The 23,059-nt window shown below is 59.1% G+C and carries 21 protein-coding genes and 2 tRNA genes; 14 read left to right on the plus strand and 9 right to left on the minus strand.

Annotated features, from left to right (window positions below; genetic code table 11):
* The first annotated feature begins 3 nt into the window (after positions 1 to 3).
* The 7 genes from B3I26_RS06705 to B3I26_RS06735 all read left to right on the plus strand — a co-directional run bounded on the left by B3I26_RS06705 (position 4) and on the right by B3I26_RS06735 (position 9,943).
* Positions 4 to 1,338 carry a deoxyguanosinetriphosphate triphosphohydrolase gene (locus B3I26_RS06705; RefSeq protein WP_296256307.1) on the plus strand — a complete coding sequence of 445 codons (1,335 nt, stop codon included), beginning with the start codon at positions 4 to 6 and terminating at the stop codon, positions 1,336 to 1,338.
* 286 nt (positions 1,339 to 1,624) lie between these two features.
* Entirely contained in the window at positions 1,625 to 2,023 is a 399-nt protein-coding gene (locus B3I26_RS06710) for a response regulator (RefSeq protein ID WP_296256309.1), read from the plus strand.
* A 383-nt stretch (positions 2,024 to 2,406) separates the two neighbouring features.
* Positions 2,407 to 3,030, plus strand: a complete 624-nt coding sequence (locus B3I26_RS06715; RefSeq protein ID WP_296256310.1) for a response regulator transcription factor — start codon at positions 2,407 to 2,409, stop codon at positions 3,028 to 3,030.
* 8 nt (positions 3,031 to 3,038) lie between these two features.
* Positions 3,039 to 6,671 (plus strand): transporter substrate-binding domain-containing protein, encoded by a 3,633-nt coding sequence (locus tag B3I26_RS06720; protein WP_296256312.1) that lies wholly within the window; start codon positions 3,039 to 3,041, stop codon positions 6,669 to 6,671.
* Positions 6,672 to 6,853: 182 nt separating this feature from the next.
* Positions 6,854 to 7,198, plus strand: a complete 345-nt coding sequence (locus tag B3I26_RS06725; RefSeq protein ID WP_296256314.1) for a YggL family protein — start codon at positions 6,854 to 6,856, stop codon at positions 7,196 to 7,198.
* 438 nt (positions 7,199 to 7,636) lie between these two features.
* Positions 7,637 to 9,100, plus strand: coding sequence for a D-alanyl-D-alanine carboxypeptidase/D-alanyl-D-alanine endopeptidase (gene dacB, locus B3I26_RS06730; protein ID WP_296256316.1), 1,464 nt, complete (start codon positions 7,637 to 7,639; stop codon positions 9,098 to 9,100).
* 261 nt (positions 9,101 to 9,361) lie between these two features.
* Positions 9,362 to 9,943, plus strand: a complete 582-nt coding sequence (locus B3I26_RS06735) for a DUF5666 domain-containing protein (protein ID WP_296256485.1) — start codon at positions 9,362 to 9,364, stop codon at positions 9,941 to 9,943.
* A 153-nt stretch (positions 9,944 to 10,096) separates the two neighbouring features.
* On the opposite strand, the gene B3I26_RS06740 is transcribed toward B3I26_RS06735, so the two are convergent.
* The 3 genes from B3I26_RS06740 to B3I26_RS06750 form a co-directional block, all read right to left on the minus strand.
* Positions 10,097 to 10,393 carry a 2-oxoacid ferredoxin oxidoreductase gene (locus B3I26_RS06740; RefSeq protein ID WP_296256318.1) on the minus strand — a complete coding sequence of 99 codons (297 nt, stop codon included), beginning with the start codon at positions 10,391 to 10,393 and terminating at the stop codon, positions 10,097 to 10,099.
* 167 nt (positions 10,394 to 10,560) lie between these two features.
* Positions 10,561 to 11,127, minus strand: coding sequence for a DUF4174 domain-containing protein (locus B3I26_RS06745; protein WP_296256320.1), 567 nt, complete (start codon positions 11,125 to 11,127; stop codon positions 10,561 to 10,563).
* Between the two features lie 276 nt (positions 11,128 to 11,403).
* Positions 11,404 to 11,480: transfer RNA gene (locus B3I26_RS06750), tRNA-Val, on the minus strand.
* A 209-nt stretch (positions 11,481 to 11,689) separates the two neighbouring features.
* Between B3I26_RS06750 and B3I26_RS06755 the strand changes: the two genes are divergently transcribed.
* Positions 11,690 to 12,037 carry a hypothetical protein gene (locus B3I26_RS06755; protein WP_296256321.1) on the plus strand — a complete coding sequence of 116 codons (348 nt, stop codon included), beginning with the start codon at positions 11,690 to 11,692 and terminating at the stop codon, positions 12,035 to 12,037.
* A gap of 158 nt (positions 12,038 to 12,195) precedes the next feature.
* Positions 12,196 to 12,423 (plus strand): hypothetical protein, encoded by a 228-nt coding sequence (locus B3I26_RS06760; RefSeq protein WP_296256322.1) that lies wholly within the window; start codon positions 12,196 to 12,198, stop codon positions 12,421 to 12,423.
* Positions 12,424 to 12,517: 94 nt separating this feature from the next.
* On the opposite strand, the gene B3I26_RS06765 is transcribed toward B3I26_RS06760, so the two are convergent.
* Positions 12,518 to 12,594, minus strand: a tRNA-Val gene (locus tag B3I26_RS06765).
* Positions 12,595 to 12,797: 203 nt separating this feature from the next.
* Between B3I26_RS06765 and B3I26_RS06770 the strand changes: the two genes are divergently transcribed.
* Positions 12,798 to 14,081, plus strand: coding sequence for an NAD(P)/FAD-dependent oxidoreductase (locus B3I26_RS06770; protein ID WP_296256324.1), 1,284 nt, complete (start codon positions 12,798 to 12,800; stop codon positions 14,079 to 14,081).
* Positions 14,082 to 14,252: 171 nt separating this feature from the next.
* Here B3I26_RS06770 and B3I26_RS06775 read toward each other — a convergent pair whose 3' ends face one another.
* Together B3I26_RS06775 and B3I26_RS06780 are read right to left on the minus strand one after the other, a co-directional pair.
* On the minus strand, positions 14,253 to 14,948 hold the full coding sequence (locus B3I26_RS06775) for a cysteine peptidase family C39 domain-containing protein (protein ID WP_296256326.1): 696 nt from the start codon (positions 14,946 to 14,948) through the stop codon (positions 14,253 to 14,255).
* A gap of 478 nt (positions 14,949 to 15,426) precedes the next feature.
* Complete coding sequence (locus B3I26_RS06780; protein ID WP_296256328.1) at positions 15,427 to 16,191, minus strand: TerC family protein; 765 nt, start codon at positions 16,189 to 16,191, stop codon at positions 15,427 to 15,429.
* Between the two features lie 127 nt (positions 16,192 to 16,318).
* On the opposite strand from B3I26_RS06780, the gene nhaR reads away from it, so the two are divergent.
* Entirely contained in the window at positions 16,319 to 17,215 is an 897-nt protein-coding gene (gene nhaR, locus B3I26_RS06785) for a transcriptional activator NhaR (protein WP_296256487.1), read from the plus strand.
* Here nhaR and B3I26_RS06790 read toward each other — a convergent pair.
* Complete coding sequence (locus B3I26_RS06790; RefSeq protein WP_296256330.1) at positions 17,205 to 18,368, minus strand: MFS transporter; 1,164 nt, start codon at positions 18,366 to 18,368, stop codon at positions 17,205 to 17,207. The genes nhaR and B3I26_RS06790 overlap by 11 nt on opposite strands.
* Before the next feature lie 206 nt (positions 18,369 to 18,574).
* Positions 18,575 to 19,084, minus strand: coding sequence for a DUF1993 domain-containing protein (locus tag B3I26_RS06795; RefSeq protein ID WP_296256332.1), 510 nt, complete (start codon positions 19,082 to 19,084; stop codon positions 18,575 to 18,577).
* Positions 19,085 to 19,201: 117 nt separating this feature from the next.
* Here B3I26_RS06795 and B3I26_RS06800 point away from each other — a divergent pair, with 117 nt between their 5' ends.
* Positions 19,202 to 19,879: a YceH family protein gene (locus B3I26_RS06800; RefSeq protein WP_296256334.1), complete on the plus strand. Its 678-nt coding sequence runs from the start codon at positions 19,202 to 19,204 to the stop codon at positions 19,877 to 19,879.
* 1,246 nt (positions 19,880 to 21,125) lie between these two features.
* Here the strand turns inward: B3I26_RS06800 and B3I26_RS06805 are convergent.
* Positions 21,126 to 21,938 (minus strand): shikimate 5-dehydrogenase, encoded by an 813-nt coding sequence (locus B3I26_RS06805; protein WP_296256336.1) that lies wholly within the window; start codon positions 21,936 to 21,938, stop codon positions 21,126 to 21,128.
* A 224-nt stretch (positions 21,939 to 22,162) separates the two neighbouring features.
* Here B3I26_RS06805 and B3I26_RS06810 point away from each other — a divergent pair, with 224 nt between their 5' ends.
* Positions 22,163 to 22,507 carry a hypothetical protein gene (locus tag B3I26_RS06810; protein WP_166595264.1) on the plus strand — a complete coding sequence of 115 codons (345 nt, stop codon included), beginning with the start codon at positions 22,163 to 22,165 and terminating at the stop codon, positions 22,505 to 22,507.
* Between the two features lie 329 nt (positions 22,508 to 22,836).
* A complete protein-coding gene (locus B3I26_RS06815; protein ID WP_296256339.1) occupies positions 22,837 to 23,019 on the plus strand; it encodes a hypothetical protein in 183 nt (60 codons plus the stop codon).
* Positions 23,020 to 23,059: the final 40 nt, after the last annotated feature.

A 23,059-nucleotide genomic window follows, 5' to 3' on the forward strand; every position in this document is an offset into this window, starting at 1 on the left:
GCCTTGGATTGGCAGACCCTGCTCACCCGCGAGCGCCTCGGCAAGACCTTGCACAGCCCTGAAGAACTGGGGCGCAGTCCGTTCCACAAGGACCACGACCGCATTATCTTCTCCGGCGCCTTCCGCCGCCTGGGACGCAAGACCCAGGTCCACCCGGTGACCAGCAACGATCATATCCACACGCGCCTGACCCACTCGCTGGAAGTCAGCTGCGTCGGTCGCTCACTGGGCATGCGCGTTGGTGAAACCCTGCGCGGCGCCCTGCCCGACTGGTGCGATCCGAGCGACCTGGGCATGGTCGTACAATCGGCGTGTCTGGCCCATGACATCGGCAACCCGCCCTTCGGCCATTCGGGTGAGGACGCCATCCGCAACTGGTTCAAACAGGCGGCAGGACGCGGCTGGCTGGATGCAATGAGCGACGTCGAGCGCGACGACTTCCTCAACTTCGAAGGCAACGCCCAAGGCTTCCGCGTGCTCACTCAACTGGAATATCACCAGTTCGAAGGCGGAACCCGCCTGACCTACGCTACGCTGGGCACCTACCTTAAGTACCCGTGGACCGCGCGCCACGCCGACTCATTGGGCTACAAGAAACACAAGTTCGGCTGCTATCAGAGCGAGCTGCCGATCCTTGAGCAGATCGCCAGCAAACTGGGCCTGCCGCAGCTTGAAGAGCAGCGCTGGGCGCGGCATCCGTTGGTGTATCTGATGGAGGCAGCCGACGATATCTGCTACGCGCTGATCGACCTCGAAGACGGGCTTGAAATGGAGTTGCTCAGCTATCCGGAAGTCGAATCCCTGCTGCTTGGACTGGTGGGCGATGACCTGCCGGAGACCTACCGTCAACTCGGGCCCGACGACTCGCGCCGACGCAAACTGGCGATCCTGCGCGGCAAGGCCATCGAGCACCTGACCAATGCCGCCGCCCGCGCTTTCGTCGAGCAGCAGGACGCTCTGCTCGCCGGGACGCTGCAGGGCGATCTGGTGGAACACATGCATGGCCCCGCCAAACGCTGCGTGCTCAATGCCAAGGACATGGCGCGCAAGAAAATTTTTCAGGACAAACGCAAGACGCTGCATGAAATCGGCGCCTACACCACCCTGGAAATCCTCCTCAACGCGTTCTGCGGCGCCTCGCTGGAGCAATACGGCGGCCTTACACCGTCGTTCAAAAGCCGACGCATTCTCGATCTGCTGGGCAACAACGCACCTGACCCGAAATGGCCATTGCACACGTCATTTCTACGGGTTATCGACTTCATCGCCGGCATGACTGACAGCTACGCCACCGAGATGGCCCGGGAAATGACCGGTCGTTCCAGTCCACTCCAGTAAACCGACGCCTGCAGCACGACCGCCGAAAGCCCGAAATCCTAGAGGAGATCGGGCTTTTCTTTTAACGTAAAAACGAAAAGAAAACTAAATCTTCGGAAACGTCCTACACGTACGCGGGAATCATCCTATCGCCGCTCTTACACCTCTGCCGAATAATCCGCCAGCCCGTGAACGCTGGCGGCTCGATCCATACCTGCCGAAGCCCTCCTCCACCCAGGCCCGCTTCGTGCACCGCACACCACGCCCGGGGCTCGATCAGAGTCCATTGCTTCGTCAGGAACGCCCGATGCCCAAACACAACTTTCGAATTCTGCTTGTCGAGGATCATCCGTTTCAGCTTATTTCTCTGCAAATCCTGCTTAATAACAACGGTTTGTATCGGGTAACACCCGCGCTGAATGCCCGTGAAGCCCTCGCAGCGCTTGAACGCAGCCCCGCGCCCTACGACCTGCTGCTATGCGACCAGCGCCTGCCCGATATCAGCGGCATCGAGTTGATCGACAGCGCTGCCCGACGGGGCCTGATCCGTTATGCCGTGCTCCTCAGCGGCCTTGAAGCGTCGCAGCTGCTGGACCTCGAATGCGAAGCGATCAAAAACGGCCTTCCATTACTCGGCTGCTTGATCAAGCCGTTGAACACCATCGAACTTTTACGACTTGTTTCATCCGCACCGGGTGACCGCTGACGCTGCTTAGGCGTCTTACTGACACTTATCCAATTGCCCATTTAATAATGAGCTGCTTTTCCAGGCATTCATATTGCTCCCTTATTTGGGCAGTGGACACCGTTTCAAAAATATAACAGGTTGATTGGTGTAGCCGGAGCCTGACCTCAATGTAGGATCATTCCGATTCGAAATAAACACTCGTTTTCTGATAACTTTTCGCGTATCAGCAAGCTTTGCATTCTTTAAACAATTTCAAGACGACTGGCTATTGACGTACGGTAAGGCGCTAAATTTTGTAGGAACTTTCCTATATATAGCCGTGGGCCCTTTCTATTCATGCGCGCCTTCCAGCATCTGGGATAAGGTGCGCGCTTTCTTCTCTGCCCGTTATGGACTGAATTATGAACACAGTTTTTATCATCGATGATCATCCTGTCATTCGCCTTGCCATCCGGATGCTGCTGGAGAACGAAAATTATGAGATCGTCGGCGAAACCGACAACGGCGTAGACGCCATGCAAATGGTACGTGAATGCATGCCGGACCTGATCATCCTGGACATCAGCATTCCTAAACTGGACGGCCTGGAGGTGCTCGCGCGATTCAATGCAATGAACCTTCCGGCGAAGATTTTGGTATTGACTGCACAAGCGCCCAGCTTATTTGCAATACGCTGCATGCAATCGGGTGCTGCCGGGTATGTGTGCAAGCAAGAAGACCTCAGCGAACTTGTCAGTTCGGTTAAAGCCGTACTATCCGGCTACAATTATTTCCCAAGCCAGGCACTCGGTGTATCGGCCAGCGATGGCGACCCTAACGAACTGGAACGTTTCAAACTGGTCAATGATCGCGAATTGATGGTCCTGCAGTTATTTGCGCAAGGGCGAACAAACAAGGAGATCGCCAAGGGCATGTTTCTCAGCAACAAGACAGTGAGCACTTACAAAACCCGCTTGATGCAAAAACTCAAAGCCAAGACTCTGGTAGAACTTATCGAGATGGCAAAACGCAATTCCCTAGTGTGAGAGATAGGATGTCAAAGGGGTTAAAGGACTATTTGATAGTAATTGTAGTTGTGTGCCTGAGCATCAGTGCGCCAGCTCATACGGAAGCGGCCGAACGTTACACCCTGCTAAGCCGGGCCAATCCAGCACACATGGACGTCGCGCTGGACCGCACCCAATGGCAATGGGTACGCAACAAGCGCGAATTGGTCCTGGGCACATCGGCCCCGGATTATCCACCTTTTGACATGACCCTCACCGGTCGCGATTACGAGGGCTTTACCGCAGATTACGCAGGCATCCTCTCACGGGCCCTGGATCTGCCCGTCAGGGTGCTGCGCTACTCCTCTCGCGACGAGGCGATCGATGCGCTACTCAGCGGGGAGGTCGACGTGCTGGGCAGTGCCAACGGCTACGAAGCGGCCGGTACCGACATCAGGCTCTCGCTGCCGTACGCGGTGGATCAGCCCGTGCTGGTGACCCGCACCGGTGAGACTCGCAGCTTGAACGACGGTCTCGACGGGCTGCGCCTGAGCATGGTTTATCACTATCTACCGTCCGAGCAGATCAGCGCCCTGTATCCAAAGGCCCGTCTACAGACCTTTCCCTCCTTCCAGAGCGCAATCAACGCCGTCGCATTCAACCAGGCGGACGTCTTTCTGGGCGACGCCATTTCCACCCATTACCTGATCAGCAAGGGCTATCTGAACAACGTGCAGATGGCCAATTTCGGCCAGCACGAGCCCAACGGGTTCAGCTTTGCCGTGAAGGCTGACAATACCGTCTTGCTGGATCTGATCAACCTGATCCTCAAGGGCATTCCCATCGAAGAGCGGATCGCCATCTCCAAGCGCTGGGGTGCGGGCGCCGACCTGCTGCTGACCGATCAAAAACTGCAACTGACCCAGCGCGAGGAACGCTGGATCGCCCAGCATCCCACGGTCAGGGTGGTCATCAATGACGCCTATGCGCCCCTGACGTTTATCGACGCCAACGGCAATTTCCGTGGGGTCACCGCGGATCTGCTGGACCTCATCAAACTGCGCACTGGGCTGCGATTCGAGGTCAGTCATGCCCCGAGCATGCGCGACATGATGAATCGCCTGAGCCAAGGCCAGGCTGACCTGATCGGCGCCATGGTGCCCAGCGACGAGCGGGAAAACCGTTTTAACTTCAGCCGCCCCTACATGGATAACGCCTTCGTGCTGGTGACCCGCAAGGAAACCTCCAGCCCCTCCAACCTCGACCAGCTGGAAGGCAAACGCGTTGCCCTTACCCTGGCAAGTCCGGTGCTGGACTACCTGCGGCAAGCCCATCCGCGAATCTACCCGGTGGAAGTCGACAACCCTGCCCAGGCACTGGACCTGTTGGCCCACGGTCGCGTGGAAGGCGCAGTGACTTCGCTGTTCAGCGCCGGCTATTTCATTTCCTCGCGAGGCTTGAACGATACCCTGCAAATGCGCGTTACCGTGGGTCGTGAACCGGCGCGCATCGCCATGGCCACCTTGCGCAATGCCACCGAGCTGAGCGGCATCATCGACAAGGCGCTGTCGAGCATTGCTCCGGAAGACCTTGCGCTGATCAATAATCGCTGGCGCACGTATATGCCCGCCGGACGTGGCGCCTGGAAAGACTATCAACTGTTGGTCTATCAGATCGTCATCGGCGCGGGCCTTTTGTTGCTGGGTTCGCTGGCGTGGAATGCCTGGATGCGCCGCCAGATCAAGCAGCGGGAACTGGCCGAACGGGCGTTGAGCGATCAGTTCGAATTCATGAGTGCGCTGGTCAACGGCACCCCGCATCCGATCTACGTGCGTGATCGCGATGGACTGCTGCAGATGTGCAATGAGAGTTACCTCACCGCGTTCGCGGCCACGCGTGAAGAGGTGCTGGGCACGAGCATTCTCGATGGCGCACTTAGCGATACTCAGGAGGCCCAGCAGTACCTCACCGATTACCAGCAGGTGATGGCCAACGATACGCCACTGATCCTCGACCGCTCGCTGCACATCGGTGACCAGTCATTGACGATCTACCACTGGATCCTTCCCTTCCGGGATTCGCTGGGCAAGGTTCAGGGCATCATCGGCGGCTGGATCGATATCAGCGAACGGCGTCAATTGATCGAAGACCTGCAGAGCGCCAAACAACAGGCCGATGATGCCAATCGGGCCAAAAGCACCTTCCTGGCCACCATGAGTCACGAGATACGCACGCCCATGAACGCCGTCATCGGCATGCTGGAGCTGGCGCTCAAACGCGCGGATCAAGGACACCTGGACCGACCGGCCATCGAGGTGGCGTACAGCTCGGCCAAGGACTTGCTGAACCTGATTGGCGACATTCTTGATATCGCCCGCATCGAGTCGGGGCGCCTGACCTTGAACCCGGAACGGGCCAACCTGCGGCAGTTGGTGGAATCAGTGGTGCGGGTGTTCGATGGCCTGGCCCGGCAGAAAGATCTGGCCTTGCAACTGGACCTGGACAGCCGGATCAACATCGACGTGCTGATCGACCCCCTGCGCTTCAAGCAGATTCTGTCCAACCTGATCAGCAATGCGATCAAGTTCACCCAACAGGGGAATATCCGCATCAGCCTGCACGCCGAAGACTCGCTAAACGAACAGCAGATTCGCCTGCAGGTAGTCATTCAGGACAGTGGAATCGGCATCAGCCCGGCGGATCAGGCCCGGCTGTTCGCGCCCTTCGCTCAAGCCGACAACAGCGGGCAACTGGCAAGAACCGGCGCCGGGCTTGGGCTGTTCATCTGTCGCACCCTGTGCGAAATGATGGGCGCAAGCTTGACCCTCGACAGCGAGCCCGGCAACGGCACCCGCGTGCAGATGCTTTTTGAACTGACGTCACTGGATCCGCTGGCGGCTCTCCCGGTGCTGCGCGATAACAGTGAAAAGAGCGCTGAGACCCTGGACATTCTGGTGGTGGACGATCATCCCGCCAACCGGCTTCTGCTGTGCCAGCAGCTGGAATTCCTCGGGCATCGCTGCGAGCTTGCCGAACAGGGTGCGCAAGGGCTGGAGCAATGGTTGGCGCGGCACTTCGATCTGGTGATGGTCGACTGCAACATGCCGGTGATCAATGGATATGATCTGGCCCGGGCCATTCGCACCCATGAGCAGGAGCACAAGCAGCAGGCTTGCACCGTGCTGGGTTTCACTGCCAATGCCCAGGCTGAGGAAATACAGCGCTGTCGAGAGGCCGGGATGGACGACTGCCTGTTCAAGCCGATCAGCCTGACAGCACTGAACGAGCGGCTGTCGCGGATAGGGCTCGGACGCAGATACAGAGGGGCGCAGATGGAACAGCTGCCATTCGACATGGGCAGTATCGTGGCATTGACGGGCGACCGGCCTGAGATGATCTCGCACTTGATCGATCAATTGATCAACAGCTGCCGGGACGACGCCAACGAGTTGAGGGAAACGGTTGTTCGGGGCTACAGGCGGGAGATTCGTGATGTAGCGCATAAGATCAAGGGGGCGGCGCGGATTATCAGTGCCAGTGAGGTGATTGATTTGTGCGCGCGGCTGGAGCAAGCGTGCGATGGGGAAGGGCCGCTGGCAGGGGTAAGCGTGCATGCTCAGGCGCTGGAAGCGGCGATGGGGGTGCTTGAGCAAGGGCTCAAGGAGCAGCGGCGACTCTAGAATCACCCCCCACCACCCGTAAAGTACCGCCGCCGAGCATTTAACTTAATGCGCCATCGGCAGAGTCTGTCTTTGCAAGCTGCGTTCCCCACCTGTTCGAAACCGGATATCCGACGCGCCGGACGCGCGCGCAGCCGTTAGCTGGTAGACTGCGCCCCGAATTTACCTAAGAGGATTGCTTCATGGCCACTAACCGCTCCCGTCGTCTGCGCAAAAAGCTCTGTGTTGACGAGTTCCAGGAATTGGGCTTCGAGCTGAATCTGGAATTCAAGGAAGGTCTGGACGACGAGGCTATCGACGCCTTCCTCGATGCGTTCCTGACTGATGCGATGGACGGCAACGGTCTGGACTACGTTGGCGGCGATGACTACGGCCTGGTTTGCCTGGCCGAACGCGGCTCGGTCACCGAAGAACAGCGCGCTACCGTCGAGGCCTGGCTCAAAGGCCGCAGCGAGCTGACCAAGGTTGAAGTCAGCTCGTTGCTGGACGCCTGGTATCCGGAAAAGCCGATCAACCCGGCGGCCTGATTGCCCGACCGTTAGCAAGCCGCTAGAGACCTGGGCAACTGGGTCCTGAACGACTGCTTCAAACAAGCCACCCTCGCGGTGGCTTTTTTGTGGCTGATCATCAAGGGGCAGGTATCGGTTCCGCCCCCCAGTGCGGCCACGATCGTCCTGGGCAGGCCATGCGGTTTAGCCTTAAATGTTCAAAACTGCGCCCTTCACTGCTAATCCGGCATGAAGAAACATGTATTCACGTGACAATCCGGTGGCATTTGAAAAAAATAGCGCGGTTTGACGGCCGTCCCCCGGCGCAAGTCACGAAAGCTTGGGGCATAATGCCGCATCATTGCAGGCCCTATTTTTTTTTCACGGGCCGAGAAGTTTTTCAGCGCTGTTTATTTTTACGTGACGAGGGAATCCATCCCCTCCTGTTTTCACTTTTCCTGCAGTAGGGTTTATTGAATGATCAAGTCTTTGCGTCCGCTTTTTTTTGCCACCCTGCTTTTACCGATTTCCCTGCCTGTCGCCGCTGTACCGATCAACACCGCGTTGCCGCCCAAGGTTCAGGACGCGCTCAAGGCTGGCAAACTGGATAACAATGCGCTGTCGCTGGTCATGCTCCCACTGACCGGTCCTGGCACTCCCACTGTCTATAACGCCGATGTGTCGGTCAACCCTGCTTCCACCATGAAGCTGGTGACCACCTATGCCGCCCTGGAGATGCTGGGCCCTACCCATCAGTGGAAGACCGAGTTCTACACCGACGGCACGCTGAGCAATGGCGTGCTGCGTGGCAACCTTTACCTCAAGGGCGGCGGCGACCCCAAGCTGAACATGGAAAAGTTGTGGCTGTTGATGCGTGACTTGCGCGCCAACGGCGTACAACAGGTCACCGGCGATCTGGTACTGGACCGTAGCCATTTCATTCAACCGCAGTTGCCAGTGTTCGATGACGATGGCAACGACAAGAACAAGCCATTCCTGGTTCGTCCCGACTCGCTGATGGTCAATCTCAAGGCGCTGCGCTTCGTGACCCGCAATGACGGCGGCAAAATTCTGGTCTCGGTAGAACCACCGATTGCGGCGATCCACATCAACAATCAGGTCAAGGCGCTCGCCTCGACTAAATGCACCGGCGAGGTGCTGTACAATCCGGTGCCCGAACCCGACGGCGGCATCACGGTCACGGTGTCCGGCCAACTGGGCGATGGTTGCAACTCCCAGACCTACCTGTCGCTGCTTGATCACCCGACCTACACTGCCGGCGCCGTTCGCGCCATCTGGCAGGAACTGGGCGGCACCATTCTCGGCAAGGACCGCCTGGACGTAGTGCCTGGGAGCGCCAAGCTGCTTGCCAAGGCCTATTCGCCTGACCTGGCCGAAATCATCCGCGATATAAACAAATTCAGTAATAACACCATGGCCCAGCAGCTGTTCCTGAGCCTGGGTTCGGAGTTCCGTAACCAGGCCGACGGCGACGATGCCAAGGCCGCTCAACGGGTGGTTCGTCAGTGGCTGGCGAAAAAGGGAATCATCGCTACGCATTTGGTGATGGAGAACGGCTCCGGCCTTTCTCGCGCCGAGCGTGTGAGCGCACGGGAAATGGCGCAAATGCTTCAAGCCGCCTGGAACAGCCCGTATCAGGCCGAGTTCATGAGTTCGTTGCCACTGGCCGGCATGGACGGCACCATGCGCAAACGCCTGAAACGCACTGCACTGCGTGGTGAGGCACACATCAAGACCGGCACGTTGAACACGGTTCGCGCCATTGCAGGGTTCAGCCGCGACAGCAACGGCAACAGCTGGGTGGTCGTCGCCATCCTCAACGACGCTCGCCCGTGGGGCGCTTCATCGATCCTCGATGAGGTGCTGGTGAGCATGTTTAACCAGCCGAAACTGGCCAATACGGCCATCTCGTTGCAATAGCAATAAGCGGGATGAGGGCGCGTTGCGCAGAGTAATCCGCAGCGCAAATGCCCTCCCCGCTGTACACTCGGTCCACGCTCCGACAGCGCGATGCTCCCAGCGCCATGCTTAGCTCCATTACAGCCTATGCGAGCCTTTCTGACGCCGATGTCATCAACTTCCTGCTCAGGCAGCGCTAAGCTTGGGACTCAACCCCACAGGACGGCAATCATGACTCTCACAACAACCAAACCTCTGCGGGTCAGCCTGCTGATTGCCACTATGTTGACGTCGACGTTAATGATGGCCGGAGCGTCTCAGGCCGAAGATGGCAAACCCATTCGGGTGCGAGGCGCAATCACTGCGGTTGAGGGCGATATGCTTAAGGTCCACAGCAATCGCAATGAGGACCTGCAGGTCCATTTGACCAACGACACTCAGGTTCGAGGCGTGACATTAGCGCAGGTGTCGGACATCAAGCCGGGCAGCTATGTCGGTTCGGCTGCCGTCCCTCAGGCCGACGGGACGCTTAAGGCACTGGAAGTGCACGTGTTCGCGCCAGAAATGGCGGGCACCGGGGATGGACATCGCGCGTTCGACCTAGGCAAGGACAGCACCATGACCAATGGCTCGGTGGGCGATCTGGTGACCAGCAACGGTCGTACCATTACTGTGAACTACAAGGGCGGGCAGAAGAAGATCGTGATTCCGGACGACGTGCCGATCGTTAGTCTGGCGCCCGGCGGTCGTAGCCTGCTCAAGCCTGGCGTGAAGATTGTGCTGCAGGCTCAACCCGCAGCAGATGGCGTGCTGAGCGCACTGTCGATATCGGCAGGGGAAAATGGGGTCACGCCACCGATGTAGGCCAACCTGGAGCATCGGCACACGCTTGGCATGCAGCCCTCCGGCTTGCCGATGTCGGCGACTGCGCGAGCGTCGTTACCGCCAAAACGTGGCCCGGCATCGACGCTAACCCGACCAGCGAGTGGCGGCAGCGATAACGTCGATACCAGGACGTCACAGACAGGTCGCAACCATCGCGCCACGCTGATCGACCACCTTAGCCCCAGGCTTGGCGTAGAAGCTGATCGCCGTGGTCCCGCTCTTGCCGACCAGGTCGGCAAAGTATTCGCCTTCGGTGGTGTAGACGGTGAACTCGCCAGGCTTGCCTTGCTCCATGAAGACATCGGCGACATCACCGAACAACTGCACGTTAGCCCAGCTGACCTTGATGCATTCGGCAACCGCGGCCGCCGGTTTCTGGCTCGAGTAGACCTGTGCCGGGCCCGCCGAACGCGTCTGATTCAAACTCATGCAACCGGCCAGCATGGCTAGCGCTATAGCTCCCGCCCAGTGTTTCATGACAGTCCCTTCAAGAAAAAAGGAGGGATCTTACCAGCAAGCCGCAAGCTAGCCCTATCCTTCTGCAACCGGATGCCGCCCCTCAAGCGGCACCCGCGTCGGGGTTGCTCGGGCACGGCTCAATCATCCAGCCCAGCGGGCGGCGCCGCCGGAGCGCTCTTGCCGGAGTTGCTTGCCTTGCCGGACTTGCCGGCTGGCGCAGAGGATTTAGGCTCAGGCGCAGGAACAGCGGATGCAGGAGCAGCCGCTTCCTTTTCGGCCATCGGCATCTGATCAATGGTGCTAAAGATCTCTTTAGGATCGATCGCGCCTTTATGGTCGATCTTCTTCTCACCGTCCTTGCCCACCAGGATCACCTGCGCCTGATCCTTATCCAGAACCGAAAGTTTCAACTCCCTGATCAGCGCCATGGTCGACTGCGCGTCCATGTCCTTGCCATTACGCTGCCCGGCCAGTGCGACGATGGTGTACAGCACCATGTTGCGCTTGGCGAACTCTTCTTTGTTGGGCGATTCGTTAAGGCTTTTCTTCAGCGTCACCAGCGTAGGGTCGACTGAACTTGCCGCAATGATGATCAATGGCCGAGACTTGCCACGCTCCTGAGCCAGTAGGGTATCTGCGTCGGCTGCCAGCAGGGGAGCGGCAACGGCGAACAGGGCGGCAAGGGTCAGTGACCGGATAAACATACGCACCTCCTTTCGATTTCCATGCACTGATGATCGCGCATCATGACAAAAGGTCCAGTCGCGGGGGTGAATAATCAGGATTTTTTTCAGACAGGGGCTAACTCAATTCCCTGAACCGCGAACGCAGGGCCCGGCTGGGCTGGGCAAGCTGCCCGAGGAGAGAAGCAGGAAAAAACGCAGATCCGGAGTTTTCCAGGCCATGAAATTCCGGGCAAATAAAAAGGGCGAGTCTTTCGACTCGCCCTTTTCGCTACCGCCCAGCAGAGCGGATTTGTTTGGTAGGCGCGATTGGACTCGAACCAACGACCCCCACCATGTCAAGGTGGTGCTCTAACCAACTGAGCTACGTGCCTGCTGTGGGTCGGCATTTTACGGATATTGAGTTGCGTGTCAACGTCTTTTTACTCACTAACCCTATGAATATGCGAATTTTTTGCGGCCACCACAGCGCGAAGTGCAACGGCGCCCAATCGAGCGATTACCGCCTGTCGCCATGACGGCACTATGTGAGAAATCACCGGGCCAAAGGTCAGTACAGGACTTAAGACAAGGAGATCATCTGATGAACAAATCGTTAGCGGCAGTGGCAATGGGCTGTGCCCTGGCATTCGGCTCGTTCGCAGCGGTAGCAGGCGCTACCTCCCCCACCGTAGGCCCTCCTCCTTCACAGACCGGTCAGGACCCACGCACGCTGGGCAGCGACGTAGATAGACAAGGCACCACTATGGACAAGGGCGACGCTGCTACCGGTATCCGGCGCGGGATGAACACCGGTGCCATGAGCAATGGAACAGGGGGGAGCAACGATGTCGACTTGCCTGGCGGCTCGTCCACGAGCGGTGGATCGACGGGCAGTGGCTCAACCGGCTCTTCTGGGAGCTCATCCGGTGCGGGCGGTGCCGGAGGCTGATAGACCACGGCTGGATCATGGCAAAAGGCGCTCAAGCAGCGCCTTTTTTGTGCCCGCAAAATCCGCGACGCTGGCGTATTATCGCCCGCTGTTAAACCGTGGTGCTGACCGAGCGTGGTAGCTGTCAGCGCCGCCCCGTTGGTTGTGGAGACATACACATGGGAATGAAGAAACCTGCACTGGAACTCAAGCGCGAACTCAATACGATTGCCGGTAATCTGGAGCGCACCGCAGGCGAGATCAGCCGATTGGCTGAACGTATCAAGGATGTCGACGTAGTCGCAGTGCTGCACTTGATGAATCAGCAATACAAAGACGCTGATCGCTTGCGAGCTTACGTGGATGAGATCAAGGCGGGCAGGATCACCCGCGCCAAAGCCGAGTAAGCCGTGCGATCTGCCGGGCTGACAAACAGACGCAAAAAAGGGCATCCCTCTCGGAATGCCCTTCTCATTACCGCCCAGCAGAGCGGATTTTGTCTGGTAGGCGCGATTGGACTCGAACCAACGACCCCCACCATGTCAAGGTGGTGCTCTAACCAACTGAGCTACGTGCCTGCTGTGGGCCGGCATTCTACTGATATTCAACAGGCTGTCAACGGCTCCTTTTTCCAACTGTCTGAAAATTTTGGATTTTTCAAACGGCCTGTACCGCGACTGGCACATATATAGGACACTTGCCGCTCAAATCGGCTGGTGAGAGCTTTTTATCTCAGGTAGCATCGGCCCTCTCGTAAAAAATATTAAACAGGGCCCGCAGGATGACCAACACCGCATACCCACAGTCTTACTATGCAGCCTCGGCCAACCCCGCTCCCTTGCGTCCGGCCTTGCAAGACGATGTAGAGACTGATGTGTGCATCATCGGCGCCGGCTATACGGGACTGTCCAGCGCCCTCTTTCTGCTCGAGCACGGCTTCAGGGTCACGGTTCTCGAGGCAGCCAAGGTGGGTTTTGGGGCGTCAGGGCGCAACGGCGGGCAGATCGTTAACAGCTACAGCCGGGACATCGACGTCATCGAACGCTCGGTGGATCCGAAGCAGGCGCAGTTGATGGGTCAGATGGCGTTCGAGGGCGCGCGCATCATCCGCGACCGTGTAGCCCGGTACCAGATCCAATGCGACCTTAAGGACGGCGGGGTATTTGCCGCTTTGACCCCCAAACAGATGGGCCACCTTGAGTCCCAGCAAAAGCTCTGGGAGCGTTACGGTCATACGCAGCTCGAACTGATGGATCGCCGTCGTATTCGGGAAGTGGTGGCCTGCGATCAGTACATCGGCGGCATGCTCGACATGAGCGGCGGTCACATTCACCCATTGAACCTGGCGCTCGGGGAAGCGGCGGCCGTCGAATCGTTGGGTGGCGTTATTCACGAGCAATCGGCAGCGATCAAGATCGAGCGCGGCGCGAGCCCGGTCGTGCATACAGCTCAGGGCAAGGTGCGGGCGAAGTTCGTCATCGTCGCTGGCAACGCCTATCTCGGCAATCTGGTACCGGAACTGGCCGCCAAATCGATGCCATGCGGGACCCAGGTGATCACCACCGAACCGCTTGGCGAAGCGCTCGCCAGCAGCTTGCTGCCACAGGATTATTGCGTCGAAGACTGCAACTATCTGCTCGATTACTACCGCCTCTCCGCCGACAAGCGACTGATCTTTGGGGGTGGCGTGGTCTATGGTGCGCGCGATCCAGCAAACATTGAGGCGATCATCCGGCCAAACATGCTCAAGGCCTTTCCGCAACTCAAGGACGTAAAGATCGACTACGCATGGACGGGCAATTTCCTGCTGACTTTGTCACGCCTGCCGCAAGTCGGACGGTTGGGCGACAACATCTATTATTCCCAGGGCTGCAGCGGCCATGGCGTGACCTATACCCACCTGGCGGGCAAAGTGCTCGCCGAAGCGCTGCGCGGTCAGGCTGAGCGCTTCGACGCGTTCGCCGGCCTGCCGCATTACCCGTTCCCCGGCGGGCAACTGCTGCGCACGCCACTGACGGCGATGGGCGCGTGGTACTACAGCTTGCGAGACAAACTGGGGGTCTGATGCTGGCAGCGTGGCGTGCGCGCGGTAGCGCTCCGAGCGACGACTGCGCTTTTAGCAGCCCGGCTTGATAGTGCCAGCGTCTTCAAATTCGCTATCGCGGAAAGTCGGACTGCCACAAGGGATGCGGCACGCTTGCCGGTGGCAGCGCGTCCGTTCGCAGTGTTAACGCTTTTAATGGGCGTTATTCAGCGCCTTCACTGCCTCGCCCGCCGCCTGCTCTTGCCCAGCCTGGGCAAGATCGCTGGCTGCCTTGAGCCAACGCTCGCGATCCACAGGCGCGGGAAGCTGCCGAGGGCTTTGCACCAGCAGCGCCCAGTTGCCCGCGCTATTCCAGTCTGAGGTGAACGCTTCGAAACTGACCGTAAGGCGGCCGAGCCCGGAGTAGATCAGCACGCTGCGCTTGTTCTGGTTGAAGCCTACGAGAACGCCATAGCGCTGCTCCTTCCACCACAGCGATCCGTCGTTGAAGCGCACCAGCACCGGGTAACCCGCCGACACCTGCGCCAACAGGTCAGGCAATTGATGATCGACCGGGTACACCACAAACCCATATTCGCGCGCCAGATTCGCCATGTTCTGATCGAGCATCTCTTCAGCGCCCGGCAGTTTCAACGGTTTTTCCAAAAGGCCTGGCGTGGTCTGCACGCCGTGTACGCTTAATATGCTTGCCAGCGCGAAGGGCCCGCTCCGATAAGCATTGCCACGGAAAAACGGCACCGAGTTGATCTCGACGCGATCAGGCAGACGCTTGTATTCGGCCGGGTAACCAGGCTTATAGGCATGGGGGTCTGCACACCCGGCCAGCGCCACAGTCAATGCCAAGGCCAACCACTTCCTTTTGCTTGCAGAGGCTTGCGCTCGAGACATTCTTCACTCACTTATCGTTGCCGGGCAACCTGCGACCCGGCCTGGACGCCGATCATAGAGCGCTAAACCATGGCGGTATAGCGTCAATGCGCTGTCAGCCTTGCCGTACAGATGAAAATGGTCGCTGATTTCTACCACCGGTCAATTTTCGGCAACAACCGGCGCACTAGACTGTCGGTTACTAAGAGAACGAAATGCACAGAGCCGGAGGAAGACATGAGCCTCGGAATGACCTTAGTAATGTTGATCGCTGCCTGGTTGGCAGTTGCCACCGCTATGTTGTGGGGGGTAATGAGAATTTCGCGTCGTCACCATCCGCATTCCCGTAGCGCCGAGACAACAAAGCCTGCGCCGCGCATGGAGCGCGCGCACCGTCATGCCGCTGCGCATTGATGCGACCCTTAGCGAGTAACCGCACAGAGTGAAACGGTCGGCGATGAGAGCCTCATTCCCGACCCTTTTCATTTGAGCGACGCTGTCAGCCTTCCTGCTTCAGCGCAGTTGCCTGGAGCTTTCGCTGCCTGGCTCGGCGGGCCAGCATGTTCAGGATTTCAATCAAAGCCGAGAAAGCCATTGCGGTATACACATAGCCTTTCGGCACATGGGCACCAAAGCCTTCGGCAATCAGCGTCATGCCGATCATGATCAAAAAGCCTAATGCCAGCATCACCACCGTTGGATTGTCATTGATGAACTTTGCCAGCGGTTCGGATGCAACCAGCATCACGAATACGGCGGCAATCACAGCAGTGATCATTATCGGCAGATGTTCTGTCATGCCAACAGCGGTGACGATGCTGTCAATGGAAAATACCAGGTCCAGCATCAGGATCTGGCCGATTGCCGCCGCCATGCCCATGACCACGGTTTTGGACATTGCGCTGTCCTGCTCGGTCCTGATATCCATGCTGTGGTGGATCTCGGTAGTTGCCTTCCATACCAGAAACAGCCCCCCTGCAATCAGAATCATGTCTTTCCACGAGAAGATCTGACCGAAGACGTCAATCACAGGCTCGGTCAATTGAACGATCCAGGCCACGGTGCCCAGCAGGCCAAGCCGCAGTACCAGCGCCATGCTGATGCCGAGACGGCGTGCCTTGGTACGCTGATGCGCCGGCAGCTTGTTGGTGAGGATCGAAATGAAGATCAGATTATCGATGCCCAGGACGATTTCCATGACGACCAGCGTCGCCAGGGCAATCCACGCCGCGGGGCTTGCAGCCAATTGCAGAAGGTATTCCATACGCCGGTATCCAATGAGCCGATGGGTTGATAACGGCGCATTCTAAATAGCTGAACACCTCAGAAAAATTCGTATTTTTAAAGCATATACTTCGGTTATTACGAAGTGTCCCCGATCAGGCCCCATGATGCTCAATTACCGACAACTGCATTACTTCTGGGTGGTAGCCAAGACCGGCAGCATCGTGCGCGCCTGCGAGCAACTCAATCTCACGCCCCAAACCATCAGTGGTCAGCTTAGTCTGCTGGAGCAAACCTACGGCGTGGCGCTGTTCAAGCGGGTCGGGCGTCAGTTGGAGCTGACCGAAATGGGGCGCATCGCCCTGCCCTATGCCGAGCAGATGTTCCAGTTGGGGGGAGATCTAGAAGCCTTGCTGCGCGCGCAGCCGGATGAGCAGCAGATTCTGTTTCGCGTAGGTGTCGCTGACGTAGTGCCCAAATCCATCGTTTATCGACTGATTGCACCGACCATGGCCTTAAGCGAGCCGGTCCGCATTACCTGCCGCGAAGACCAATTGGAACGGCTGCTGGCCGACCTGGCCATTCAGCGCCTGGACCTGGTGATTTCCGATAGCCCCATGCCTTCGCATCTGGGCATCAAGGGTTACAGCCAGAAACTGGGCGAGTGTGGTGTGAGTTTCTTCGCCACCGCTGCGCTTGCCGCGACTTATGGCCAGGACTTTCCCCGTGGCATGCAAGGCGCGCCGCTGTTGATTCCGGGTCAGCAGACCGTGGTGCGCAGCCGCCTGATGCGCTGGTTCGCCGAGCAGAACGTGCAGCCCAGGATCGTCGGCGAGTTCGATGACAGCGCCTTGATGAAGGCTTTCGGCAAATCCGGCAGCGGCGTATTCATCGCGCCGAGCGTCATTGCCGACGAGGTTATGGAGCAGTACGACGTCCAGATGATTGGCCAGACCGATGCCGTGACCGAGTCGTTTTACGCGATCTCGGTCGAGCGCAAGGTCAAGCACCCCGGCATCGTCGCCATCACCGAAGGCGCCCGACGCCAGTTGTTCACCGATTAGAGAGTGCAGGTTGCCGGGGCGGTTTGACGGTCATCAGCAGCAATGCAAGCAGTATCGACAACACGATGATCCCGGCGGCGGCGAAGCCCAGGCTGCCCAGACCCAGGTGATCGATGACCCGACCGCCGATGATTGCGCCAATGCCGATCCCCAGGTTGCCCCCGGCGATATTCAAGGAGGCGGCGAACGCCGGGGCCTGTGGCGCGGCTTTCATGAGCCGGACGTGGCTGACCAGGAACAACGCTGCCTGCGCCACCCCCCAAACCGCCAGTGCCATGGTCAGCGCTGGCCACGACTGCATGCTCGGCACCACCATCAGCATGCCGACGATCATGAAAGTGCAGAAGGTCAGGCTGGCGATCAGCGGATGTCGATCCACCAGCCGACCGCCCAACGAGTTACCCAACAGGCCGACCGCGCCGAAGCCCATCAGGCACCAGCCGACCACGGTGCCGTTGAACCCGGCCAGGCGTTCGAGCATGTCCGCCAGATAGGTGTAGGCGGTAAACATGCCGCTGAACACCAGCACCGATAGCAGCACATGGCCCTGCATCAGCGGGCTGCGCAGGATGCGGAACTGACTGCTGAACGAGGCCTGATCCTTGTGCATGCTCCTTGGCAGGTAAACGAACAACAGCAACGCCTTGGCGAACGCCACCACCGAGAGGATCACGAAGGCACTGCGCCAACCGAACCCGTCGGAAACCAGGGTGCCCACCGGAATGCCGAACACCGTGGCGCAGACAATGCCAAAGCCGATTTTGGCGATTGCCCGGCCGGCGTGGTCGGGACCGACGATGTCCACCGCCGTCTCGCTGGCCAAAGCCCAGAATACCGGCAAGCCGAGTGCCGGTATCAGCCGTGCGACGGCCATTACCCAGATGTTGGGCGCTAACGCCGCGACCGCGTTGGCCACACCGAACATCAGCAGCACCGCAATGAACAGGCGCTTACGCTCGAATCTTGAGAAGTAGGCGGTCAAAAACGGGCCAAAGCAAGCAACCGTGAATGCGAACAGGGTCACCAGCAGCCCGGCCTGCGGAGTGGTGACCGCCAGATCGCGGGCCATGGCAGGTAGCAGGCCGACAATGACGAACTCTGTGGTCAGCACGGTAAATCCGGCGGCCGACAACAGGTAGATGGGGAAAAACATGAAATCTCCAAAACGACGAAATGACCAGTCCTTGCGGAGCGGTCAATCGGGATGACGCAGAGCGAGGCGCAGATGGTAACAGACAAGTGCGACGGGATCGTCTGCCCGTCGCCTGAAAAACAGCGTCGCCGTGCGAAAACATTCGGACGGCGGCGCGGATCAGAGGTGCGCCCGGATCAGGCGCTACGTCCGATCAGACGGGCGAATCAGTAGCTGCCCATGAAATCACGCTTGCCGACTTCCACACCGTTGTGGCGCAACAGGTCATACGCGGTGGTGACATGAAAGAAAAACTGCGGCAGCGAGTAGTGCAGCAGATAGGTCTGGGTGTTCAGGCGCTTCTCCTTGTCAGTGCCTGGACGAAGGACGATTTCGCGCTCTTCATTACCATTGACCTGCTCGGGGGTGACGGTGTCGAGGAATGCAAGCACCTTCGTCAGCAATGCCTGCAGGTCGGCGAAACTGGTCTCGGTGTCTTCATATTTTGGCGGTTCGATGCCGGAGAGACGCGCGCCGGTACCCTTGGCGAAATCAACGGCGATTTGCACCTGGCGCACCAACTGGAACATGTCCGGGAATAGACGCGCCTGCAACAACGCGTCAGGCTGAATGTTTTTCGCGGCGGCGTGGGCTTCGCCCTTGGCCAGAACATCGCTCAGCGCAGTGAGCAATTGTTTGAAAACAGGGATCGATGCGGCGTACAAGGAAATAGTCATGGCAGTTCCTGAAGGGTAAATCGCATGAGTGGGCATGCGAGGTGTGCGAACGTTGCTTGTCTTTTACCTCATCGAGCCCCTACCCTCATAGCCTTTTCAACGCTTAGGGAAAGGGCCATGGCTACCGAGCTGGATTCCGATAACGCCGAGACTGGCAGTAACGACGCCGACGCGCTACGGCTGAACACTACCGAAGTGCGCATTCTGGGTTGCCTAGTCGAAAAGCAGGCGACCAACCCTGAATCCTATCCGCTGACCCTCAATGCCCTGGTGCTGGCTTGCAACCAGAAAACCAGTCGCGAACCGGTGATGAACCTGACTCCTGGCCAGGTCGGACAAAGCCTGCGTGCCCTTGAAGCTTTGCAACTGACTCGCCTGGTGATGGGCAGCCGCGCCGACCGCTGGGAACACCGGGTCGACAAGACCCTGGAGTTGGTTCCTGCGCAGTTGATCCTCAGCGGGTTACTGCTGTTGCGCGGGCCCCAAACGGTCAACGAGCTGCTGACCCGTAGTCACCGCATGCATGACTTCGAAGACGCCGATGCGGTGATCCATCAATTGGAGCGCCTGATCGGACGCGGGCTGGCGGTCCTCATCCCGAAACAGGCCGGACAGCGGGAAGACCGTTATATGCACGCCTTGGGTGATCCGGCGGATATACAAGCCATTCTCGCCGCTCGGCAAAACCCCGCGGAACGCGCGAGTGGCGGCAACTCGGCGCTGGCGGAGCGCGTCGAAGATCTGGAGATAAGGCTCGCGGCGCTGGAAGAGCGTCTGGCGAAACTGGAGGGGTGAAACCGATCTGCCGCTGCCAAAGGCCGTGCGCGTGCGTTCCCCACAAGCTGCCTCTGCCCGTAGGGCGTAGGAGCGTGGCTTGCCCGCGATCTGCCGCACAGCGGCAGCAAGATCAGGCACCGCGATATACCCGACACACCCCATGCGCAGGTTTTGCTGCCGATGCTCGGCAGATCGTCAGCAAGCTGCACTCCTACGGCCTTCGGCCAGAATCAAAAGCACAAAGTCCCCCGCGCCCGTTTCTGCCGAAGCCGTACGCGTGCGTTTCCCGCGAGCTGCCTCTGCCAAAGGCCGTACGCGTGGCTTGCCCGCGATCTGCCTCTGCCCGCAGGGCGTAGGAGCGTGGCTTGCTGACGATCTGCCGCGCAGCGGCAGCAAGATCAGGCACCGCGGTATACCCGACACACCCCATGCGCAGGCTTTGCTGCCGGTGCCCGGCAGATCGTCAGCAAGCTGCACTCCTACGGCCTTCGGCCAGAATCAAAAGCACAAAGTCCCCCGCGCCCGTTTCTGCCGAAGGCCGTACGCGTGCCTTACCCGCAAGCTGCCTCCGCCAAAGGCCGTACGCGTGCGTTGCCAGCAATCTGTCTCTGCCCGTAGGGCGTAGGAGCGTGGCTTGCCCGCGATCTGCCGCACAGCGGCAGCAAGATCAGGCACCGCGGTATACTCGACACACCCCATGCGCAGGCTTTGCTGCCGATGCTCGGCAGATCGTCAGCAAGCAGCACTCCTACGGCCTTCGGCCAGAATCAAAAACACAAAGTCCCCCGCGCCCGTTTCTGCCGAAGGCCGTACGCGTGCGTTGCCAGCAATCTGTCTCTGCCCGTAGGGCGTAGGAGCGTGGCTTGCCCGCGATCTGCCGCACAGCGGCAGCAAGATCAGGCACCGCGGTATACCCGACACCCCCCATGCGCAGGCTTTGCTGCCGATGCTCGGCAGATCGTCAGCAAGCTGCACTCCTACGGCCTTCGGCCAGAATCAAAAACACAAAGTCCCCCGCGCCCGTTTCTGCCGAGGCCGTACGCGTGCGTTGCCCGCAATCTGTCTCTGCCCGTAGGGCGTAGGAGCGTGGCTTGCCCGCGATCTGCCGCACAGCGGCAGCAAGATCAGGCACCGCGGTATACTCGACACCCCCCATGCGCAGGCTTTGCTACCGGTGCCCGCACGATCGTCAGCATGCTGCTCGCCATCGGACCGCGTCCAGCAAGCACGCTGGTCGCCGTCAAACCCCACTCAGCGCGAGCAATCATCTCCGCGCAAATGCCGCAGCCGCTTGATACTGCTCCTGGCTCGGGGTCACGCCGGTATAGAGAATGAACTGCTCCAACGCCTGGATCGCCGCGACCTGATCCCCGGTAATCAACCGCTTGCCATGTCTCCCGGCATGAACGATGAACGGCGTGCGTGCCGGCGTGGCGACGACATCGAAGGCGGTGTCGGCAGCTTCGATGGCCGCTGCCTCGAATGCCAGCGCCTCGCCTTGATCCCCGGCCATGCCCAACGGCGTGACATTGACCAGCAACGGCGGGCGCTCGCTACCCAATTCTGATTGCCATTGCAGACCGCACGTCTTGGCCAGCGCCCTGCCCGCCTGCTCATTACGCGCAATGATCAAACCGTCGCTGAATCCGGCATCACGCATGGCACAGGCCACGGCCTTGGCCATGCCACCGCTGCCGCGCAAGGCAAAGCGGGTGCGTGGGACACCGTGGGTGTCGAGCAACTGCGCCACGGCAATGTAATCGGTGTTATAGGCCTTCAAATGCCCGTTCGTGTTGACGATAGTGTTGATCGACTCAATGGCTGCGGCCGATGGATCCATTTCATCCACCAGCGCAATGCTCGCTTCCTTGAACGGCATCGACACACCGCAACCACGAATGCCCAGCGAGCGCATGCCCGCAATGGCCGCCGAAAGGTCGCTTGGAGAGAACGCCTTGTAATAGAAATCGAGACCGAGCAATCCATACAGGTAGTTATGGAAGCGCACGCCATAGTTACCGGGACGTGCTGCGAGGGACATGCACAATAACGTTTCCTTGCTTGCAACCACGGACATGAAATCTCCTGAACGGTATTAGTTAACGCCGCGTTAAACGCGTAGAATTCAGCTGCTTGCGCGTGTAACGCGGCGATTGTCACCAAAGTTGTCGAATACCTTACACAAAATTTACGCAACGGCTTCGCAGATATTCCGAATTCGTTGTCTGATCAGTTATCCCGTGGCAGTGCCTGAGCGTAACGCAGGCTCGCGACAACGGGACTGAACACCGAGGAACAGTCATGATTCGTCACATCCCCAAGGTTGCCTTGTTGTTAGGTGCCCTCGCCCTTGCAGGCCAGGCTGAAGCCCATGGTGGCGGTCCAGGCTGGGGTGGAGCGGCAGTGATCGGCGCAGTCGTAGGTGGCGTGGTCGGCGCGGCGGTGGCTTCCGGCCCGGTCTATGCGGCACCGGCGCCCGTGTACGCAGCGCCCGCGCCTGTGTACTACGCACCGCCACCGCCTCCGGTTTATTACCAGCCGGCTTATGTGGTTGAGCGCCCTGTGGTGTACGGCCCGCGTTATTACGGCCCACCCCGTTACTACGGCCCACCACCGGGCTATTACCACGGCGGCGGCCGCTGGTAACGACAGGCTGCCCCTATACTGCCGGTCCTGGATCGGCAGCTCCCTTGTATAAATCGACCCCGCTGACCAGGCGGGGTTGTCGTTTGTGAAGCATGGCTCGCTCACGTGCTCTCATGCAGACTGAGCGCCCCGAGCCTGCGGGCGATGATCGTCGGCGACAGACGCCACGCCTGAAGTGGCCATCCCCCTACGTGTGATACAACTCCAGGCTCGTCTTTTCGCCAACGCCAACCTGATAGCCACTTATCAATGACCACTATCAAGAACGGTGATTTCTCCCCGTTGCGGTCAAGCCGTTGAGTTGCCCCCATGGATTGATGGAGGCACTTATGACCAAGCTTCAAATCATGTCGGTGGTGGGTAGCGCGGTTCCCGCACAGCTTCGCGAGCGCGGGCTTCTGGCGTGCTGGTACTTGATGCACGACGGTGAGCCGGTGAGTGGCCCCCTGTCATCTTTGCCTGCAGCACAAGCGCTGTCACAGCAGCTGGAATGTCGCAAACTAGACAGCTGAGTCCGTATTCGTTTCCCGTGAACAGCGCGTTCCCGCCGCA

Origin of the sequence: Pseudomonas sp. UBA5706, assembly GCF_002419965.1 — a bacterium.
Taxonomy (GTDB): Bacteria; Pseudomonadota; Gammaproteobacteria; order Pseudomonadales; family Pseudomonadaceae; genus Aquipseudomonas.